The organism is Aliiroseovarius crassostreae, assembly GCF_001307765.1.
In the GTDB taxonomy this organism is placed as follows: Bacteria; Pseudomonadota; Alphaproteobacteria; order Rhodobacterales; family Rhodobacteraceae; genus Aliiroseovarius; species Aliiroseovarius crassostreae.
Map to the genome: position 1 here is coordinate 12,831 of NZ_LKBA01000009.1, position 19,250 is coordinate 32,080.

15 protein-coding genes and 1 pseudogene are annotated in these 19,250 nt (G+C 59.0%); 6 read left to right on the forward strand and 10 right to left on the reverse strand.

Going from position 1 to position 19,250, the window contains the following annotated elements:
* Positions 1 to 6: 6 nt before the first annotated feature.
* Together AKJ29_RS11395 and AKJ29_RS11400 are read left to right on the forward strand one after the other, a co-directional pair.
* Positions 7 to 1,251: a pyruvate dehydrogenase complex dihydrolipoamide acetyltransferase gene (locus AKJ29_RS11395; RefSeq protein ID WP_055190981.1), complete on the forward strand. Its 1,245-nt coding sequence runs from the start codon at positions 7 to 9 to the stop codon at positions 1,249 to 1,251.
* A 5-nt stretch (positions 1,252 to 1,256) separates the two neighbouring features.
* On the forward strand, positions 1,257 to 2,060 hold the full coding sequence (locus AKJ29_RS11400) for a shikimate dehydrogenase family protein (RefSeq protein WP_055190983.1): 804 nt from the start codon (positions 1,257 to 1,259) through the stop codon (positions 2,058 to 2,060).
* A 451-nt stretch (positions 2,061 to 2,511) separates the two neighbouring features.
* On the opposite strand, the gene AKJ29_RS11405 is transcribed toward AKJ29_RS11400, so the two are convergent.
* The 8 genes from AKJ29_RS11405 to lhgO form a co-directional block, all read right to left on the reverse strand.
* Complete coding sequence (locus AKJ29_RS11405) at positions 2,512 to 3,945, reverse strand: aldehyde dehydrogenase family protein (protein WP_055190985.1); 1,434 nt, start codon at positions 3,943 to 3,945, stop codon at positions 2,512 to 2,514.
* 11 nt (positions 3,946 to 3,956) lie between these two features.
* Positions 3,957 to 5,339, reverse strand: coding sequence for an aspartate aminotransferase family protein (locus tag AKJ29_RS11410; RefSeq protein ID WP_055190987.1), 1,383 nt, complete (start codon positions 5,337 to 5,339; stop codon positions 3,957 to 3,959).
* Positions 5,340 to 5,362: 23 nt separating this feature from the next.
* Positions 5,363 to 6,118 (reverse strand): SDR family NAD(P)-dependent oxidoreductase, encoded by a 756-nt coding sequence (locus AKJ29_RS11415; protein WP_055190989.1) that lies wholly within the window; start codon positions 6,116 to 6,118, stop codon positions 5,363 to 5,365.
* Positions 6,119 to 6,121: 3 nt separating this feature from the next.
* Positions 6,122 to 7,219, reverse strand: coding sequence for an ABC transporter ATP-binding protein (locus AKJ29_RS11420; protein ID WP_055190991.1), 1,098 nt, complete (start codon positions 7,217 to 7,219; stop codon positions 6,122 to 6,124).
* 4 nt (positions 7,220 to 7,223) lie between these two features.
* On the reverse strand, positions 7,224 to 8,036 hold the full coding sequence (locus AKJ29_RS11425) for an ABC transporter permease (protein ID WP_055190993.1): 813 nt from the start codon (positions 8,034 to 8,036) through the stop codon (positions 7,224 to 7,226).
* Between the two features lie 3 nt (positions 8,037 to 8,039).
* Positions 8,040 to 9,305, reverse strand: coding sequence for an ABC transporter permease (locus AKJ29_RS11430; RefSeq protein WP_055190996.1), 1,266 nt, complete (start codon positions 9,303 to 9,305; stop codon positions 8,040 to 8,042).
* A gap of 79 nt (positions 9,306 to 9,384) precedes the next feature.
* Positions 9,385 to 10,428, reverse strand: coding sequence for an ABC transporter substrate-binding protein (locus AKJ29_RS11435; protein WP_175502278.1), 1,044 nt, complete (start codon positions 10,426 to 10,428; stop codon positions 9,385 to 9,387).
* A gap of 24 nt (positions 10,429 to 10,452) precedes the next feature.
* Positions 10,453 to 11,667: an L-2-hydroxyglutarate oxidase gene (gene lhgO, locus AKJ29_RS11440; RefSeq protein WP_055190998.1), complete on the reverse strand. Its 1,215-nt coding sequence runs from the start codon at positions 11,665 to 11,667 to the stop codon at positions 10,453 to 10,455.
* Positions 11,668 to 11,785: 118 nt separating this feature from the next.
* Between lhgO and AKJ29_RS11445 the strand changes: the two genes are divergently transcribed.
* The gene (locus AKJ29_RS11445; RefSeq protein WP_055191000.1) at positions 11,786 to 12,730 is read left to right on the forward strand and encodes a LysR family transcriptional regulator; all 945 of its coding nucleotides are present in this window, start codon (positions 11,786 to 11,788) and stop codon (positions 12,728 to 12,730) included.
* Positions 12,731 to 12,798: 68 nt separating this feature from the next.
* On the opposite strand, the gene AKJ29_RS11450 is transcribed toward AKJ29_RS11445, so the two are convergent.
* Positions 12,799 to 13,455: a GntR family transcriptional regulator gene (locus AKJ29_RS11450; RefSeq protein WP_161805407.1), complete on the reverse strand. Its 657-nt coding sequence runs from the start codon at positions 13,453 to 13,455 to the stop codon at positions 12,799 to 12,801.
* Positions 13,456 to 13,983: 528 nt separating this feature from the next.
* Between AKJ29_RS11450 and AKJ29_RS11460 the strand changes: the two genes are divergently transcribed.
* Together AKJ29_RS11460 and AKJ29_RS11465 are read left to right on the forward strand one after the other, a co-directional pair.
* Positions 13,984 to 14,991, forward strand: coding sequence for an aminotransferase class IV (locus AKJ29_RS11460; protein WP_055191005.1), 1,008 nt, complete (start codon positions 13,984 to 13,986; stop codon positions 14,989 to 14,991).
* A complete protein-coding gene (locus AKJ29_RS11465; RefSeq protein WP_200909159.1) occupies positions 14,951 to 15,520 on the forward strand; it encodes a VOC family protein in 570 nt (189 codons plus the stop codon). The genes AKJ29_RS11460 and AKJ29_RS11465 overlap by 41 nt, the downstream gene beginning before the upstream one ends.
* A gap of 380 nt (positions 15,521 to 15,900) precedes the next feature.
* On the opposite strand, the pseudogene AKJ29_RS19330 reads toward AKJ29_RS11465, so the two are convergent.
* Positions 15,901 to 16,020 (reverse strand): annotated as a pseudogene (locus tag AKJ29_RS19330) (IS6 family transposase); the annotation flags it as partial.
* 365 nt (positions 16,021 to 16,385) lie between these two features.
* On the opposite strand from AKJ29_RS19330, the gene AKJ29_RS11470 reads away from it, so the two are divergent.
* On the forward strand, positions 16,386 to 19,175 hold the full coding sequence (locus tag AKJ29_RS11470; protein WP_055191010.1) for a bifunctional aconitate hydratase 2/2-methylisocitrate dehydratase: 2,790 nt from the start codon (positions 16,386 to 16,388) through the stop codon (positions 19,173 to 19,175).
* Positions 19,176 to 19,250 lie beyond the last annotated feature (75 nt).

Genomic DNA, 19,250 nt, shown 5'->3' on the forward strand with positions numbered 1-19,250 from the left:
AAACACATGCCTAAGGAAATCATACTGCCTTCGCTGTCCGCCGGGATGGAAGACGCGGTGATCGCCACCTGGCTCAAAGCCGAAGGCGAGGCCGTCACAGCCGGAGAGGCTTTGGCCGAGGTTGAAACCGACAAGGCGACGATGGAGTTCGAGGCCGAAGCCGATGGGGTCATCGGCAAGATCCTTGTTCCCGCCGGCGCGCGTGCCGATGTGAATGCGGTGATTGCCGTGCTGCTTCTGGACGGGGAAGATGCCAGTGCACTTGATGGCTATGCACCGGGCGGAACGGCCCCGGCTGCGGGCGTTGAAGTGCAGACCGATGCGCCCAGCACCGAGACCCCCAAAGCGGCCCAGCCTGCAAAAGCCGCGGTCAGCGCCCCGGCCTCACCGCTTGCCCGCAGGATCGCCGCACAAAAAGGCGTCGATCTTTCCGGGTTGACGGGGTCTGGCCCACGCGGTCGCATTGTGCGCATCGACGTGGAGCGCGCGGCAGCGGTCGGGACAACCGCCCCCCCCGTTGCGACCCCCGAGCCTGCGACGGCCCCGACCAACCTGGCGGGCATCGGAGACTATGAGGCAATCCCGCACACCGGCATGCGCCGCACCATTGCGCGGCGTTTGCTGACGTCGAAAACCACCGTGCCGCATTTCTACCTTGAGGCCGATTGCGACATCGAGGCACTGCTGGCGCTGCGCACGCAGATCAACGAAGACCGCGAGAAAGCGGATCGGATTTCAGTCAATGATTTCATCGTCAAGGCGGTGGCAAAGGCGCTGGCCAAAGTGCCTGCCGCCAATGCAATCTGGACCGAGGATGCGGTTTTGCAACTCAAGTCCATCGACATTTCAGTCGCCGTCGCCACCGAGGGCGGGCTGATCACGCCGGTTCTACGCGGTGCCGATCAAAAGAGCCTCGGCGCGCTGTCCGCAGAGATGAAGGCGCTGGCCGCCAAGGCGCGCGACGGCCGTCTCAAACCCGAGGACTATCAGGGCGGCGGCTTCTCGCTCTCCAACCTTGGCATGTACGGGGTCAAGAGTTTCTCGGCGATCATCAACCCGCCGCAAAGCTGTATTCTGGCCGTCGGGGCCGCCGAACGTCGCCCTGTCGGACGCGGCGATCAGATCGTGCTGGCCCCGGTGATGAGCGTCACCCTATCGGTCGATCATCGCTCTGTGGACGGAGCTGTGGGGGCCGAATGGCTCGCGGCCTTCAAGGCAGGCATTGAAGCCCCGATGAGCCTGTTGGTGTAAGCGCAATGATCACAGGACATACCAAAACACTGGCGATCCTCGCCGATCCGGTCGCGCATCTTCGCACACCTCAGGCGCTGAATGCGCGATTTGAAGCCGAGGGCGTGGATGCCGTCCTTGTTCCGTTGGAAGTGCCACCCGAAGCACTGGGCGCGGTGATCAAAGGGCTCGCGGGGGTGCGCAATTTCCCCGGCGCCGTCGTCACCGTGCCACACAAAACCGCCGTGCCCGCGCTTTGCGATGCGCTGAGCGACAGGGCGGCGGCGGCGCAAAGCGTCAATGTCATCCGGCGCCGGGCGGACGGGTCGCTTTACGGCGATACGCTGGATGGCGAAGGCTTTGCCCGTGGTCTGGAACAGGCGGGCATTCCCGTTCAGGGAAAACGGATCTTTCTGGCGGGTGCCGGCGGCGCCGCGAGCGCGATTGCCTTTGCGCTGGCCGAACGCGGCATCGCGGCACTGAGTGTCGCCAACCGGTCGTTGGACAAGGCAGAGGCGTTGGTCGCACGGCTGGCCGCACATTTCCCCGATGTGGCGTTCACCACCACCACGGATCCCGCCGGGCATGACATTGCGGTCAACGCCACCTCATTGGGACTGAACCCCGACGATGCCCTGCCCTTCGATCCGGAAAACCTCAGCCCCGGCACCTTGGTGGCCGAGGTCATCATGCAGCCTGAGATCACGCCGCTTTTGCAGGCCGCCGAGACGCGGGGTCTGCCAATTCATCCAGGCAATCACATGCTGGAAGGCCAATTGTCAGAGATATTACATTTTCTGACCCGCGAAGACGCGAAAGAGGAGAAATGACATGAGTGTACGTCTGGAAAATCTGCGCGCCACTGGGCTCATACGTGACGCCAATCGGTATTGCCAAGTTGTTTAGGGCTGATTGTCAAGGACTGGCAAAGGCATGTCTCATGCCACCATTTCGGCGGTGTAGTCAGCCCAGAGGTTGAAAGGTATTGCCAAGTTGTTTGAATGTGCGATGGCCCGTAAATGCAATGCAGGAATATTCCAGCTGACTTGCCGCGCCTGAAGGGTCCAACCCGAGGTCAGGGCTGCCCCGTCGCGGGTGAAGGTGATGACGCCAGCTGCGCTCCTCGAGGGTGAATTCGATACCAACCTGCCGAATACGAGTGGTGGCTTACTTCTTAGGAATTTTAATATTAAAAATAAGTAAGTTATGACTGAACTGCCAAACGGCGGCCCGTGGGTGTTGGACCCCTGGAAATTGCAACTTCCAGGGGTCCACAAGGCGTCAAAAGCTGGTGTATGCGGTCTTGGATGTCGTGAAGAACTCACGCGCGGCGCGTCCCTGTTCGCGCGAGCCATAGCTCGAGCCTTTGCGGCCGCCGAAGGGCACGTGATAATCCACCCCGGCGGTTGGCAAGTTGACCATTACCATGCCGGCCTGGGACCGGGTCTTGAAGTCCTCGGCAAACTTCAGCGAGGTTGTGCAGATACCCGAAGACAGGCCCAAGGGGCTGTCATTCGCGATCGCGACCGCCTCATCATAGTCAGCGGCCTTCAAAACGCTGACAACCGGGCCGAAAATCTCTTCGCGTACGTGCTGCATCTGGTTTGTGCAGTTCGCGTAAACGGTCGGTTCCATATAGAAGCCGGGCGTGTCGCGGGTAAGCACCTCGCCACCACACAAGCGTTCGGCGCCCTCGCTATCGGCGATGCTGATGTATTTGAGGTTGGTTTGCAGTTGCCGGTCGTCCACCGCGGGGCCGATCTGCGAAGCGGGGTCTAGCGCATGTCCCACCTTCAGGGCGCGTGCGGCATCCACCATGCCGGTGACAAGCGCGTCGTGAATACCGGGGGTGGCGATGATCCGGGTGTTTGACGTGCAGCGCTGGCCTGTCGACAGGACCGAGCCGCCAATGGCGCAGTCGATGGCGGTTTGCAAATCGGCGTCATCCATCACGATCAGGGGGCTTTTGCCGCCCATTTCCTGCTGCACCTTGCCGCCGCGTTCGGCCACCCGGGCGCGAATGCCCGCACCGGTGTGTTCGGAGCCAGTGAAGGAGACCGCCGCCACATCAGGAGAGCACACGATCTCTTCTCCAACAACGCTGCCGCGCCCCATGACCAGGTTGAACACGCCAGCAGGCAGACCCGCCCGCGACAGGATTTCGGCCAGGGCCCAGCCACAGCCGGGTGTCAGGTCTGCCGGTTTGAACACCACCGTGTTGCCATAGGCCAAGGCCGGAGCGATTTTCCAGGCGGGAATCGCGATGGGATAGTTCCAGGGCGTGATCAGCCCAACGACGCCCACAGGTTCGTGACGCACCTCGACCCGGACACCGGGGCGGACCGACGCCATGGACACCCCTTCAATCCGCAAGGCTTCCTGTGCGTAAAACTTGAAGACATGCGCCGCGCGCGTCACCTCGCCGATGCCTTCGGAGAGGATCTTGCCCTCCTCCCGCGACAGCAGTTCGCCCAGTTCCTCTTTGCGCGCCAGCAGCTCGACACCGACAGCCTCAAGCGCGTCGGCGCGTGACTGGGGTGTGGATTGCGCCCAGGCGGGGGCGGCGGCTTTTGCGGCGGCGATCGCCTGACGCGTCTGTTGCGCGCTGGCACGAGCATATTGGCCAATCACATCACTTGTGTCCGAGGGGTTGATATTCTCAGCCCAATCGGTGCCGGGGACCCAGTCCCCGGCGATAAGATTCAGTTTTCCCATGGTGCCGTTCCTTAGTTTTCTTTGACCAGCCGGGTCACGTCGTCGAGCGATTTCTTCACGATGGCGAACAGATCATCGACCTGCTGTTCGGTGGTGATCAGTGGCGGGCAGAAGGCGACCGCATCGCCCAGGTTGCGCGAAATCGCCCCGTTGCGCAGCATGGCAGCGTTCATCAGCCCGCCCAGGGCGCCGACCGGTCCGGTTACGGATTTTGTCGCCTTGTCGTTGACCAGTTCCAGCGCCGAGATAAAGCCGACGCCGCGAACCTCGCCAATCAAAGGGTGATCCTGAAGGCTGTCGAGCTTCTTGTGGAACCGTGCCCCCATCGTTCGCGCCTTGGCCACCAGGTCACGCTCTTCGATGATCGCGATATTTTCCAGCGCGACCGCCGCACCCAGTGGGTGGCTGCCGCCGGTAAAGCCGTGCCCCAGCACACCGATCCGCCCGCTTTCTTCGGCGATGGGCGCATAGAAGCGATCGTTCATCATGAACGCGGTAAAGGGCACATAGCTGGAGGTGATCTGTTTCGACATGATCATCACATCCGGCTTCATCCCAAATGTGTGCGATCCGAACATCTGTCCGGTGCGGCCAAAGCCACAGATCACCTCGTCGGCGACCAGCAGGATGTCGTATTTGTTCAGCACCGCCTGGATCTTTTCCCAATAGGTCTTGGGGGGAACGACGACACCCCCCGCCCCCATCACAGGCTCGGCAAAGAAGGCCGCGATGGTCTCGGGGCCTTCGGCCTCGATCATGGCTTCCAAATCGGCGGCACAGCGGCTGGCGAACTCTTCTTCACTCTCACCGTCCTGGCCGTCTTTCCAGTAGTGCGGGCAGGTCGTGTGCAGCACCCGGTCGATGGGCAGATCGAAAGAGCGATGGTTGGTCGGCAGACCTGTCAGGCTGCCGGCGGCGATGGTGACACCGTGATAGCCGCGCAGGCGTGCGATCACCTTCTTGCGTTCGGGCTGGCCCATGGCGTTCGAGCGATACCAGAGCATTTTCAGCACCGTGTCATTCGCCTCGGAGCCTGAGTTGGTGAAGAAAACCTTGCTCATGGGCACCGGCGCAAGCGAGATCAGCTTTTCTGCCAGATCAATGGCAGGCCCGTGCGATTTGTGACCAAAGTTGTGATAGAAGGGCAGTTTCGCCATCTGATCGGCCGCCGCCTTGGCAAGGCGCGGTTCGTTAAAGCCAACCGCAGCGCTCCAGAGGCCGGAGAGCGCCTCGATATAGCGGGTGCCCTCGCTGTCATAGACATAGATGCCTTCACCGCGCTCGATGATCATCGGGCCGGTCTCGGTATGTGCCGCGGCATTGGTGTAGCCGTGGAAGTGATAGGCGATGTCGCGGGCCTCGGGGGAATTGGGGAGGAATTGCTTATCGTTCATAGGGGTGCCTTGTTCGTACAGTGTTAGATGTGCTGACCACCGTTGATCGGGATTTCCGAGCCGGTGACATAGGAGGATTGTGTGCTGGCCAGGAAGTGAACCACCTCTGCCACTTCTTCGGGACGACCGAGGCGCTTCATCGGAACTTCCCGGTCGACGATCTCTTGTGTGCCGGGCGACAGGATCGCGGTTTCAATCTCACCGGGTGCCACCGAATTGACCCGCACGCCCGAATGGCCGAACTCATGCGCTAGCTCGCGGGTCAGGGTCGTGAGGCCCGACTTGGACACGGCATAGGCCGCACCGGCGAAGGGGTGGACCTGATGGGCAGCGATAGAGGAAACGTTGACGACCGATCCTCTGACCTGCCGCAACGGCTCCATCAGTTCCTGGCACAGCATCAGGGGGGCCACCAGGTTGACATGCTGCACATCCAGAAAGGTCTGGATCGGGGTGTTGAGGGCATTCATCCGCCCGCCCGCCGGCCCTTTGGGCGAGATGCCGGCGTTGTTGACCAGGGCATTCAGGCCGCGACCGCCGATTAAGCGGCGCAGATGTGCGGCGGCATCCAAAATAGACTGACCTTTTGACAGGTCCACCTCGATGTGCCGCACAATTCCATCGGCCCAGGGGCAGTAATCAGAAAACGGGGTCCGCGCCAGAGTGATGACTTCCCACCCGTTATTGTGAAAATGCCTGACGATCGCATGGCCGATCCCACGGCTTGCGCCGGTCACGGCGACGATAGGTTTGCGATGATCAGCTTTTATCTCTGCCATATCCTATGCTCCTATATGCGCGGCGGCGGTTGCAAAGGCGCGGGCATCCTTGCTGTCAAACGACAGCTGGGCAGGTGTTCCTTTGGCCATGCTGACCAGCGGGTTACCAGCCCGAAGTTGCGTCACAATCTGACTGCCGTCTGTCAGTTCGAAAATCATCTTCGCGCTGGCGCCGTGATAGATGGTTTCCACCAGCTTTGCCGAAAGAGCATTGGTTGCCGCACCGGTGGCGTTGATGGTCATCCGCTCCGGGCGCACTGACAACACGGCACTTGTGCCCGATGACACGTCCCCGGCGGCAGTCGCGTGGACCACCTCGCCTGTGGGTAGATGCAATGTGACATCCGTGTCGCTGCGCTCTGCGATGCTTGCTGGCAGCATGTTGGTCTCGCCGATGAAATCGGCAACGAACTGGTTGGCGGGGCGCTCGTAAAGCGTTGCCGGTTTGTCGATTTGCTGGATACGGCCATCTTCGAAGACAGCAATCCGGTCGGACATGGTCAGTGCCTCGTCCTGATCATGGGTCACGAAGACCATGGTGATGCCAAGGTTTTCGTGAATGTGCTTGATCTCGACCTGCATTTCTTCGCGCAACTTCTTGTCGAGCGCGCCAAGGGGTTCGTCCATCAGGACCAGTTCCGGGTCAAAGACGAGGGCGCGCGCAACGGCGACACGCTGTTGCTGACCACCCGAAAGCTGCTTTGGGTAACGCGCGCCAAATGATCCCAGCTGAACCAGATCGAGTGCTTTTCGGGCGCGGTCCTCAATCTCGGATTTGCCAAATTTACGCACACGAAGCGGATAGGCGACATTCTCGGCCACGGTCATATGCGGGAACAGGGCGTAGTTCTGAAAAACCATGCCGATGTTGCGGTTGAAAGGCGCGACACTATTGAGCGTTTTGCCGTTCAGCCGGATCGTGCCGCGGGTTGGTGGCTCGAACCCCGCCAGCAACATCAGGGCCGTGCTCTTGCCCGATCCCGAAGGGCCAAGCAGGGTCACAAATTCCCCCTTTGCGATCGAAAGGTTCAGATCCTTGATGACAAGGTTTTCACCATCATAGGTCTTCTGAATGCCGTCGAATTCTACGAAATTGTCCATTTTCTTATCCGTTCTTCTGGCCGCGTGCCGCGGCATATTGCGCCAGTGCCAGGATCGCGATGGAAACGGCGATCATCACGGTGGCCACTGCGGCGATTGTGGGGTCAAGGTTTTCGCGGATGCCCGAGAACATCTGCCGGGGCAGGGTGTATTGCTCGGTTCCCGCAATGAAGAGCGCGACGATGACCTCGTCAAACGAGGTGATGAATGCAAAGAGTGCGCCCGACAGGATCCCCGGTGCGATTTGCGGCATGATCACAGAGGTAAAGGCGAACCACGGTCGCGCGCCCAGCGAATAGGCCGCCCGCCGCTGGTTCTGGTCGAAACCTTGCAGGGTGGCCGTCACGGTGATGACCACGAAGGGTGTGCCAAGGATGCTGTGGGCCAGGATCATGCCGGCAAAGGAATTGGTCAGACCCAGTTTGGTATAAAAGAAGTAAGAGGCCACCCCGGTGATGATCACCGGCACGATCATGGGCGTCAGCAGGAACGCGGTCATCAGGCCCGGAGCTGGGCAATGGCGTCGTGTCAAGCCGATGGACGCCAGCGTGCCCAGGGCGGTTGCCACGACCGTCGATGCCGCAGCAATGACCAGACTGTTCTTCAGCACTTCGCCCCAGATCGGGTTTTCCCACAGCACCCGGTACCAGCGCAGGCTCCAGCGTTCGACCGGATAGCTCAGGATGCTGTCATGGGTGAAGGATAGCGGGATGATGGTGATGATGGGCAGCACCAGAAACCCCAGAATAAGGACCGAGGTAACGTAGGTGGCCAGCACGGTCAATTTCTCGGCACGGGTCAGGGAAGGATCAAACATGGCTTACACTCCCATCGACACGCGGCCATTGCCGGTGATGCGTTGATACAGGGCATAGAGCACCATCGTGACGATCAGCAGGTTCAGCGCCAGCGCCGAGGCCAGCCCCCAGTTGATCGTATTGTTGGTGTAGAATGCGATGAAATAGCTGATCATCTGATCCTTCGGGCCACCGACGAGGGCGGGGGTGATATAATATCCGATGGACATGATGAAGACGAGGATCGCCCCTGCGCTCAGCCCCGGCAGGGTCTGGGGGAAATAGGCGGTGAGGAAGGCATAAACCGGTCGCGCCCCAAGGCTTTTGGCCGCACGCATGTAGTCGCGCGGGATGGCCTTCATCACGCTGTAAAGCGGCAGAACCAGAAACGGCAGAAGGATGTGAGTGAGTGCGATCAGGACGCCGAAGCGGTTGAAGACCAGCGTCAGCGGCGCGTCGATCAGGCCGAGGCCCTGAAGCGCAGAGTTGATCGGCCCTTCCTTTTGCAAAACGATGACCCAGGACGCCGTGCGCACCAGCAGTGATGTCCAGAAGGGAAAGAGCACGCCCAAGAGCATCAGGTTGCGCCATTTCGGGCTTGCCTGCACCAGCGACCAGGCCAGCGGATACCCCAGCACGCAGCAGATCAATGTCACGGCGAGGCTGATCAGCAATGTGCGCAGAAAAACATTGACGAAAAGTGCCTGATCGGGATCCACGCGGACCAGATTGCCCTCGATATCACGTTCCAGATCCAGCGATTTGAGCAGGTAAAAATCGGTGTTTGGCTGTGCCGAACGACGCATGGCAGCCAGATATTCGGGGTCGGTCCAGCGGTCATCGCGCTCCGCGAACCAATCGGCGAATGTGCCCGGTTCCGGGGTTGTGCGGCGGCTGGCGCGGCTGGCGCTTTTCAGCATGGTGGAGAAACCCGGCTGATCCTGATTAAGCCTACGCCCCACTTTGCCGGTGGTGCGGGCCTCGTCTGCTTCGCGGATATCCTGAAACAAGGCTTCGTAGAAGGCTTCGTCAAACGGAGCATCCGCGCGCAGGTGTTCTGCGGAGCGGGGGAAATTATCAGCGTAAGTCGGACTATGCACTGCGCCGGTCAACAATCCGAGAATTGGCAGGGCGAAGAACACGATTACCAATGCAAGCAGGGGCAGGACCAAAAGCGCGGCAGAACGTGTTTTGCGTCGGTTTGCGCGGGCCAATTCGCGCTTTAGGCCTGATGCCGCCGGCCTGGCCTGAAGGGATCCCGCGTCGGCGGGGGAAGAAAGAAAGGTCATGATTGGGCCTTTGGTTCGACGGGTTTCGTGGGCCGGCCTAGGGGAGAGATCAGCCGGCCCTTGAGAGCGGTTTACGGGATTACTGGGAGGCCCAGTTGTTGAACCGCTCGTTCAGCTCTTCGATGTGGTCGATCCAGAAGTCGGTGCTCTGATGCAGCGCATTTCCCAGATTTTCCGGTGCCGTCGGAAGCTGCGACTTGACCTCGGGTGCCACAGAAGCCCCGGCCGCCGGGTGGATCGTGCCATAGGGGATGGTGTTGGACAGAACCGCCTGCCGCTCGGGCTGGTTGGTCAGGTTCACAAAATCATAGGCGGCATCCATGTTCTCGGTCCCGCTGACAATCGCCCAGCCATCAAGGTTATAGATCTGGCCATCCCACACGGTGGCAAAATCCTGACCTTCCGATACGGCAGTGGAAATGCGGCCATTATAGGCGCTGGTCATGACCACATCGCCCGCAGCCAGCCATTGCGGCGGCTGGGCACCGGATTCCCACCACTGGATATGGTCCTTGATCTCATCAAGCTTGGCGAAGGCGCGCTCGACACCTTCAGGCGTGGAGAGCACGTCATAGAGGTCGTCTACGGCAACGCCATCAGCCATGAGTGCGGTTTCCAGCGTGAACTTGGCGGATTTGCGCAACGCACGCTTGCCGGGCCAGCGTTCGACGTTCCAGAAATCTGCCCAGCTTTGCGGGCCGTCATCGCCCAGTTTGGACGTGTCATAGGCCAGGATCACCGAATAGACGATGGTGCCCACGCCGCAATCGCCCATAGGCGCGCTGTCGATGAACTGTTCCTTGCCGCCGAGGCGATCCCAGTCGATGCGCTCGATCAGACCCTCGTCACAGGCGTTCTCCAGTTCGGGCCCTTCCATCTGCACCACATCCCAGGTGATGTCGCCGGTTTCGACCATGGCCTTGATCTTGGCCAGCTCGCCATTATAGGCCTCATCACGCAGCGGGCCGTGTTCGGCGATATAAGGCTCGAAGTAAGCTTTGCGCTGTGCCTCCTGATAGGCGCCGCCGAAGCTGATGACCGTCAGGTCACGTGCCTGTGCGGCGCTGGCCGCCATCACTGTTGTCAGGGCAATGCCGCCCATCAGTTTGGTTCCAAGTTTCATATTTTCCTCCCTTGGATGGTGAATTTATTCTTTGAGTTTTTTCAGGGCGCGCGCGCCGATCTCCTCTCCGATCGGAAAGGCAGAGGTCGCTGCGGGCGACGGGGCGTTGCAGACATGGATCGAGTGGCGCGTTTCGCGCAGCAGGAAATCGTCGATCATCTTGCCATCGGCACCGACCGCCTGGGCGCGGATCCCGGGTTCATAGGGTTCAAGGTCTTCGAGCTTCAGATCCGGGCAGTATTTCTGGCATCGTTTCAGGTAGACGGATTTCAGCAGCGATCCGCTAAGCTCATGAAGGCCAGGCCGCAGGCTGCGCGCCATCAGTTTCCAAAACCCGGGAAACGCCAGCGACCGACCCAGATCCGCCCAATCGGGCCGGTTGCCCGCATAGGTTTCCCGACCCAGCGAAAACATCGCATTGGGGCCAACTGTGGAATAGCCGCCGATCATTTTCGTCAGATGAACGCCAAGAAACGGAAGGGACGGGTCCGGCACAGGATAGATCAGGTGGTTGACCTGTACCTTTGAGCGGTCTGCGACCCGATAGTATTCGCCGCGAAAAGGGATGATGCGAAAGTCATCCGCAACCCCGGACAGGGCCGCGATACGGTCCGCCTGCAACCCGGCGCAGGCCACCACCAGACGTGTTGACAGGGCGCCGCCAGATGTGGTCACCACGGTTTCATCCGTGCGCTCCTCAAGCCCTGTGACGGCCTGACCGAACAGGAAATCCACACCTGAGCTTTCTAACGTCCTGTGCAGCACCCGGCAAATCTCGCCATAATCAACGATACCGCTGGCTGGGGAAAACAGCGCGCGCACGCCGCGCACCATGGGTTCGCGCTCGGCAAGCTCTTCGCGGCTCACCGGCTGGACAACCTGCCCGTTCTGGGTGGCGCGGCGTTCCAATTCGTCCAATGCGGGTATTTCTGACGCGTCGGTCGCAACAATCAGTTTGCCGCAATTCTCATACGCGATCTTATGGGTGTCGCAGAAGTCTTTTGTAGCCTTGGCACCGGCGGTGCATAGCCTGGCCTTGAGGCTGCCGGGCGCATAATAGATTCCGGCATGAATGACGCCGGAATTATGTCCGGTTTGATGCAGGCCGGGTCCAGGTTCCTTGTCGATGACGACAATTTTCCGATCCGGTGCGGATTGGTGCAAAAAATGAGCAGTCGCAAGTCCGACGATCCCCGCACCAATAATTGTCACATCGTATGTGTTGCCCGAACTTTGCATTGCCCCCCCTTTGGTTTCTGAATGGAGGGTCTATACCGTGAAAGTTAGGCTATAAATTTCAAATTTGATGACTTAAGTTAAACAAAACGAAACAAACGATCAGAGTAAAGGTCATTCCATGCGACAACGCTCGCCCTTTAGCGGCAATCTTTCGGACGTTGATGTGTCCTTGCTGCGCGAGTTCATGGAAATTGTGGCCGCAGGCGGCATCACAGCGGCCGAGCCGCGCCTGAACAAAAGCAAGTCAGCGATCAGTATCGGATTATCCAAGCTGGAACAGCGGCTTGGGGTGCGCTTGTGCGAGCGTGGCAGATCGGGGTTTGCGCTGACCGAACAGGGTCGCCTGATCCACACGGCGACAGAACAGCTGATGTCCGAAATCAACCGGTTCTCGGATTTTGTCGGGTCCGCGTCGCATCGGCTTGAGGGCGAAGTCAGCGTGATGATCGACGACAGTTTCATCTTTGAAATGGAACAGCCCATCGCGTCGACCATCGCCAAGATGAACGAACATTATCCTCAACTAGACCTGAAGATCCGGATGACCGCCCCTGATCGCGTTCTGGAATCTGTTCTGGAAGGCAATGCTGACCTTGGATTCACCGGGTTAATTCGGAGCAGTGATGCGTTGAACCTCATGCCGATGTTTGAAGAAGAGATGGGGCTTTTCTGTGGTGCCGATCACCCGCTGTTCAACATACCCGAGGCAGAGTTGTCATATGAGATTTTGCAGCGCTACAGTTTTGTCCGCACCGGCGTCACGCAAACCGAGGAGTTTAGAAACTTCCTGTCTGGCCTCAGTTTTCAAGCCTCCGCACCAACCATTCTGTCCCGGATCCTGCTGATCCTGTCTTCACGTTATCTGGGATTTGTCCCGCTGGCCTTCGCGGCATTCTGGGAGGGCAAAGGGTCGATCCGTGAACTCCGGGTTCCCGGAAGCCGGGTCAAGATCGGGTGCTATCTGGTTCACAGGAAGTCGCGCCCCCTTGGTATGGCGGCAGGAATATTCAAAGACACTTTGAGCGAAGAGGTTAAGAAACACGTCGCAAGCCTGCCGAAATAGAGACGGCTCTTATTGGGGGAAAGGGGCTTTGGGCCGTAGGTTTCGTGCCCCTCACAACGCCGCGACCCTCATCGCCTAACGCTCTGCCCTTCAAGGTCCGGGGCGTTGGCCTCAAGTGTTTGCAGAAACGCGTTTCGTCCCTGGTCGATATCTGCGGAGATCCATTTTTCGGCGGCGTCGCTGTCCCGTCTGGCAAGAGCGTCAATCACCTTGTCATGCACATCATCGCCCCGATAGGTTTCAATCGCGCCTTCGAAATATCGCGACAGCATTGGACCCATCATGACCCAAAGCTGCTCGATATGGCTTACAAGGGTCTCCTCTCGTGACGCCTTATATACCCCGAAGTGAAACTCGATATTGCTGCGATAGGCCGCGCCGCGCTGTTCGGGAAGGCGGGAGGATTGATATGTTTCGTTCACCTCTTTCAGGGTCTGGAGTTCCTGCGGTGATATCCTTTCGGCGGCCAGTCTCGCCGCCAGCTCCTCCAGCGGCGTCCTGACCAGAATGACCGACCGGTAGCGATCCTTGGTCAACTCGGGGACCTGTGCGAACCGGCCCGATTTGTATTCAAGAGCCCCCTCGCTGACAAGGCGCAGGCAGGCTTCGCGAACGGGGGTAATGGATGTCCCGATCTGATCGGCAAGGTCTTGCAGGATCATCCGTTGCCCTGGGGCATACTGCCCTTCCAACAGGCCGGTTCGAAGAACCTGATAGACACGCAACGACAGGCTTCCTTTAGAGATCTTGTTGGGTGCCGCGCCGGATATACGGTGTGTGCCGGAAGAAGAGGGCGCTTGATCGGGTGTAATAGGGTTTCCAATACTCAACTGCGGGCCTCAATGGATTTAATGTAGGTGGCTCATGGGCCCACTACGCTTTCACAGGTCTTTGGCGCAGCACTTTCGGCTTGTCGCGTGACTTCGTTGGTAACTGATAAATTATCAGTTTTCTACACCCCAAGGTTTGTCGGGTCGAATAGGGATGCCCGATCCCTTTATCCTGATCTTTCTTTTTTAAGCGCCAGTTCACCCTCACCTGATGTCCGCGGCCATAAGGTTCAAAGCACTGCTGCTTGCAGAATATTTACAATTTATAAAATATAAAATAAGAGTCCTGCAAAGTAGCGCCGAAAGAAATGCAGACTCGCTGTCACGTGGGGGAAAGATGATTGGTAAAAGAATAAAGTCACAGTTTGATGATGCCCCGATGGGGTGTGATGCCACCGATGTCGTAATCGCCAAGGTGCAATCATGACGTTTTTGACACCCGGGTCCGACCCCGCGCCGCAAGGGCAGGGCATCGCCTATGATGGTACGACATATGTGCCGTTGCAAAACGCGGTCATCTCAATGCTGGATCGCGGCTTCGTCAGGTCGGACGCGACATATGATGTGACCCATGTCTGGAATGGCAGGTTCTTTCGCCTGGACGATTACGTCGAACGTTTCTTCACGTCGATCGCGGCCCTTGGGATGTCCATTGATGAGACCCCGGAGCAGGTCAAAAATGTGCTGCACGAATGCGTTGCCCGCAGCGGCTTGCGTAATGCTTACGTCCAGATGACCTGCACGCGCGGAGTGCCGCCCTCGGGGTCACGAAACCCGAAAGAGTGCAAGAACCGGTTCACCGCTTTCGCGCAGCCCTTTGTCTGGATCGCAACCCCCGAGCAGCAGAAAACCGGTGTCCACATGATTGTGGCTTCCAACGAACGGATTTCCTCCAGGGCGGTCGATCTGCGGATCAAGAACTTTCACTGGCTGGATCTGACCGCAGGCATTCTGGAGGCCTATGAGCGCGAGGCGCTGATTGCGGTCCATCCCGGACCCGATGGCAAGCTGACGGAAGGTGCCGGCTTCAACCTCTTTGTCGTCAAGAACAACACCCTTTCGACCCCGGATACCAACCTGTTTGAAGGAATGACGCGCCGGACGGTCATTGAAACGGCGGACCGGTTGCAGCTGAACGTCGAGGTCCGCCCCGTCGATCGGACAGAGCTTGAGACCGCCGACGAAGTCTTCGTGACAAGCACCGCAGGCGGGATCATGCCGGTCACGAAGATCGACGCACAAGCTGTGGGCGAGGGAACTCCGGGCGCCCTGACCCGCGCCGTGCAGGATCTTTACTGGTGCTTGCACGAGACACCGGAATTCACGACTGCGGTGCGTTACCCCACCGGGATCGGGACTGAACAGGCCCCAAAAGGCACCGATCAGGATCATGCGCGACAGCCCGCAGACCGAGGGGAAAGCAATGAGTAAGACAAAAGTGCCAGGACTTCGCGGGGTCGAGCATATCGGCTTCACCGTACCCGACCTTGATGAGGCCACGCGCTTTTTCGTCGATGTGCTCGGCTGCGAGCAATTTTATGATCTGGGGCCTTTCAAGTTCGACAACGACTGGATGACACGTCAGCTGAATATCCACCCGCGCACCGTCATGAAGAAATTGCGGTTCTTTCGCTGCGGGCATGGGCCGAATTTCGAGGTATTCGAGTATGATGCACCAGACCAGCGCGCCGAACCGCCGAAAAACAGCGATGTCGGCGGTCATCATCTGGCCTTTTATTCTGACGATTTCGACGCGACCCTGACTTGGCTGCGCGCCCATGAGGTTGAGATCCTCGGCGATCCGGTCGTGCGCCATGAGGGGCCATCGGCAGGTCAGACCTGGGTGTATTTCCTGACGCCGTGGGGGATGCAGCTGGAATTGGTCAGTTTCCCGAATGGCAAGGGCTACGAGGCCGACACAGACCTGCGCCTCTGGAGCCCCGTGAAGCCGGAAGCATAAGCCAAAGCACCACTCCGGCGATATCTTTCGCTTGTCCCAGGCGCCCGCTGGGTATCCTCGGCTCCAGAAGCGTGTGGCGACCAGTAATCTTCAGGGTCTTGGTCATCATTCTGGTTTCGATCTGTCCGGGCAAACCGCATTCACCCGAACCTCGGGGGCGATTTCCAATGCAGAGTTTTGGTCAGGCCGATCAACCCGGCCTTTGAAGTGGCATAAAGCGCAATGTCTGGTATTGCCAAGTTGTTTAGGGCAGATTGCGAAGGACAGGCAAAGGCATGTCTCATGCCGCCATTTCGGCGGTGTAGTCAGCCCAGAGGTTGAAAGCATCGGTGCGGGCGTGGCGGTATGAAGCTGCGTTGAGTTGACAGCGGCGCGGTCGGAAGATCCTCAACATCCGCCGTACTCAAGGCGAAGCGGTGATACGCCCAGACCGCGTAGGCGATGATCTCACGGGGAAGACGAAAGCCCTTAAGGCGCGGCATATCAGGCGGAATTTTCATGAAAACCACCTACAGCAACCAGATAGGACAAACAACTTGGCAATACCCGCCCATGGACCAGACGGACAGGTGACAGAGCACCCGCCCTGCCCTATGTTGCCGGGGATTCGTTATGGCCTTCAACCAGGTCTCCATCTGGAATTTATCAGTTGGATCGCAGGAGGATTACAGAAGGGCCTCGGGGGGATTACTGGGAAATCTCGGGGAAATATCTTTGGGATTGCCCTTAATTTTCAGGGCAAAAGGGGTTGCATACAAATGTATGCTGAAATATATCACCCATAGCTAGCTTCCCCCGGCCCGCCAGATTCTGCTCTGCCCCGGCGTCGAAAGCTGAAACCAAACTCTAACGCGTAGGGATCGTCATGAGCTTGTATACCGACTATCTGACCGAGATCGAAACCCGTAAGGCCCAAGGCCTGAACCCCAAGCCGATTGACGGTGGTGACCTGGTTGCCGAGCTGATCGAACAGATCAAGGACACCGGCAACGAACACCGCGAAGACAGCCTCAAGTTCTTCATTTACAACACCCTGCCCGGCACCACCTCTGCCGCTGGTGTGAAAGCGGCCTTTCTGAAAGAGATCATTCTGGGCACGGCCAGCGTGGCCGAAATCACCCCGGATTTCGCCTTTGAACTGCTGTCGCACATGAAGGGCGGCCCGTCGATTGATGTGCTTCTGGACCTGGCTCTGGGAGAGGATGCCGCCATCGCCGCTCAGGCGGCTGAGGTCATGAAAACGCAGGTCTTCCTTTACGAAGCAGATACTGACCGTCTGGAAGACGCCTACAAGGCCGGCAATGCCGTGGCCAAGGACATCCTGGAAAGCTATGCCAAGGCTGAGTTCTTCACCAAGCTGCCCGAGGTGGAAGAAGAGATCAAAGTGGTCACCTATATCGCCGCCGAAGGGGATATTTCGACCGACCTGATGTCGCCGGGCGCCGAGGCGCATTCGCGCGCTGACCGCGAATTGCACGGCCAGTGTTTCATCACCCCCGAAGCGCAGGACGAGATCCGCGCCCTGCAAAAGGCGCATCCCGATGCGCGCGTGATGATGATTTCGGAAAAAGGCACCATGGGTGTGGGATCCTCGCGTATGTCCGGGATCAACAACGTGGCGCTGTGGATGGGCAAGCAGGCCAGCCCCTATGTGCCGTTTATCAACATCGCCCCGGTTGTGGCCGGCACCAACGGCATCTCGCCGATTTTCCTGACCACTGTTGGCGTGACCGGCGGGATCGGCATCGACCTGAAAAACTGGGTCAAGAAGACCGACGCTGATGGCAATGCGGTTCTGGATGAAAACGGCGACCCGGTGCTGGAACAGACCTATTCGGTGGAAACCGGCAAGGTGCTGACCATCAACACCAAAACCAAGAAACTCTATGATGCGGACGGCACCGAACTGACCGACGTGTCTGCCTCCTTCACCCCGCAGAAGCTCGAATTCATGAAGGCTGGCGGCTCTTACGCCGTGGTCTTCGGCAAGAAACTGCAGACATTTGCAGCCGAAGCCCTGGGGCAGGAACTGAAATCCGCTTACGCACCGTCGAAAGAGATTTCGATCGAAGGTCAGGGCCTGACCGCGGTTGAGAAGATCTTCAACCGTAACGCCCGCGGCACCACCCCCGGCAAGACGCTCTATGCCGGTTCGGATGTGCGGGTGAAGGTGAACGTTGTCGGGTCGCAGGACACCACCGGCCCGATGACCGCGCAGGAACTCGAGGCGATGGCCGCCACCGTGATTTCCCCGTCGGTTGACGTGGGCTATCAGTCAGGCTGTCACACCGCGTCTGTGTGGGACAAGAAGGCACAGGCCAACATTCCGAAACTGATGCAGTTCATGAATGATTTTGGCCTGATCACTGCGCGTGACCCGAAAGGCGTCTATCATTCCATGACCGACGTGATCCATAAGGTGCTGAATGACATCACCGTGGATGACTGGGACGTGATCATCGGCGGCGACAGCCACACCCGTATGTCCAAAGGCGTGGCCTTTGGCGCAGATAGCGGCACCGTGGCGCTGGCGCTGGCCACTGGTGAGGCCGCCATGCCGATCCCGGAATCGGTGAAAGTGACCTTCAAAGGTCAGATGGCCGATCACATGGATTTCCGCGACGTGGTGCACGCCACCCAGGCCCAGATGCTGCAGCAACATGGCGACAACGTGTTCCAGGGCCGCATCATCGAGGTGCATATCGGCACATTGCTGGCTGACCAGGCCTTCACCTTCACCGACTGGACCGCCGAGATGAAGGCGAAAGCCTCGATCTGTATCTCGAATGACGAGACGCTGATCGGGTCGCTGGAACTGGCCAAGTCGCGCATCCAGATCATGATCGACAAGGGCATGGACAATGCAGGCCAGACCCTGCAGGGCCTGATCGACAAAGCGGACAAGCGCATTGCCGAGATCAAGTCGGGCGAAAATCCTGCCCTGACCCCGGATGACAACGCAAAATACTTTGCCGAAGTTGTGGTGGATCTGGACCAGATCGTTGAGCCGATGATCGCTGACCCGGATGTGAACAACGACGATGTGTCCAAGCGCTACACCCACGACACGATCCGTCCGATCTCGTATTACAACGCAGAAAAGACCGTGGATCTGGGCTTTGTCGGCTCGTGCATGGTGCACAAGGGCGACATCAAGATCGTGGCACAGATGCTGAAGAACCTCGAAAAGATCCATGGCTCTGTCACCTTCAAGGCCCCGCTTGTGGTGGCGGCCCCGACCTACAACATCATTGATGAGCTGAAGGAAGAAGGCGACTGGGAGATCTTGCAGAAATATTCGGGCTTCGAGTTTGACGACCTGTTCCCGAAAACCCAGGCACGGACCGAGTATGAGAACATTCTCTATCTCGAACGTCCGGGCTGCAGCCTGTGCATGGGCAACCAGGAAAAGGCCGAAAAAGGGGATACGGTGCTGGCCACCTCAACCCGCCTGTTCCAGGGCCGCGTCGTGGCCGACCTGCCCGAGAAGAAAGGCGAAAGCCTGCTCGCCTCGACCCCGGTTGTGGTCCTGTCCGCCATTCTTGGCCGCACCCCGACCCTTGAGGAATACAAGGCCGCCGTGGACGGTATCGACCTGACCAAATTCGCCCCGCCGCAAGACGTGCCCAGCACCGCGAAATCGGTCCATTTCTAAGATCCCGCTCAATATCCCGACGGGACAACAGAACACGGCAGGGGGGCGCATGCGTCCCCCTGTTTCATTTTACCT